The 1,421-nt window shown below is 51.1% G+C and carries 1 rRNA gene (running past one end of the window); it reads right to left on the bottom strand.

The features are described 5' to 3' along the window. Positions 1-1,272 (bottom strand): 16S ribosomal RNA (locus ACM9J1_RS14285) (it extends 344 nt beyond the left edge of the window). Between the last annotated feature and the right edge of the window lie 149 nt (positions 1,273-1,421).

Raw genomic sequence — 1,421 nt, 5'->3', positions numbered from 1 at the left:
TNNTGTAGATTCGCTCCTACTCACGTAGTGGCTGCTCTCTGTACCGTCCATTGTAGCACGTGTGTAGCCCAAGGCGTAAGGGCCGTGATGATTTGACGTCATCCCCACCTTCCTCACGGTTTGCACCGGCAGTCTTGTTAGAGTTCCCGACATGACTCGCTGGCAACTAACAACAGGGGTTGCGCTCGTTATAGGACTTAACCTGACACCTCACGGCACGAGCTGACGACAACCATGCAGCACCTTGAAAAGCGTCCGAAGAAAGNCATGTTTCCACGCCTGTCGCTTCCCATTTAAGCCTTGGTAAGGTTCCTCGCGTATCATCGAATTAAACCACATGCTCCACCGCTTGTGCGGGCCCCCGTCAATTCCTTTGAGTTTCAAACTTGCGTTCGTACTCCCCAGGTGGGATACTTATCACTTTCGCTTAGCCACTGAACTTACGCCCAACAGCTAGTATCCATCGTTTACGGCGTGGACTACCAGGGTATCTAATCCTGTTCGCTCCCCACGCTTTCGTCCATCAGCGTCAATCCACCGGTAGTGACCTGCCTTCGCAATCGGTATTCCATGTAATCTCTAAGCATTTCACCGCTACACTACATATTCTAGTCACTTCCCGGAAATTCAAGGCCTGCAGTATCAATGGCAGTTCGACGGTTAAGCCGCCGGATTTCACCACTGACTTACAGGCCCGCCTACGGACCCTTTAAACCCAATGATTCCGGATAACGCTTGGATCCTCCGTATTACCGCGGCTGCTGGCACGGAGTTAGCCGATCCTTATTCTTACGGTACCGTCAAGACGCTTCACGAAGCGTTGTTTCTTCCCGTACAAAAGCAGTTTACAACCCATAGGGCCGTCGTCCTGCACGCGGCATGGCTGGTTCAGGCTTGCGCCCATTGACCAATATTCCTCACTGCTGCCTCCCGTAGGAGTCTGGTCCGTGTCTCAGTACCAGTGTGGGGGATCTCCCTCTCAGGACCCCTACCCATCATNGTCTTGGTGAGCCGTTACCTCACCAACTAACTAATGGGACGCATGCCCATCTTGAACCGTTGTTACTTTAATAATCAAGCGATGCCGCTCGAAGATNCCATGGGGCATTAATCCAAATTTCTCTGGGCTATTCCCCTGTTCAAGGTAGGTTGCATACGCGTTACGCACCCGTGCGCCGGTCTCAAAGGAGCAAGCTCCTTCTACCCCTCGACTTGCATGTGTTAAGCCTGCCGCTAGCGTTCATCCTGAGCCAGGATCAAACTCTTCATCGTATATTGTAAATATTGTCGACTCGGAACCCGATCAAACCCAAGGTAATCATTCTAACGTAATTCTTTCCTTACTCTTTAGCTTCTTACAGTCTCCTGTAAGTGCTGTCAATCCAATATGTCTATGAACTTTTTCCTATTCTCGCCCCGTC

The organism is Flavobacterium longum (assembly GCF_965137575.1).
GTDB classification, from domain to species: domain Bacteria; phylum Bacteroidota; class Bacteroidia; order Flavobacteriales; family Flavobacteriaceae; genus Flavobacterium; species Flavobacterium longum.
Note: the sequence above shows the minus strand (reverse complement) of the source record. Positions and strands in the feature narration are given on the sequence as shown.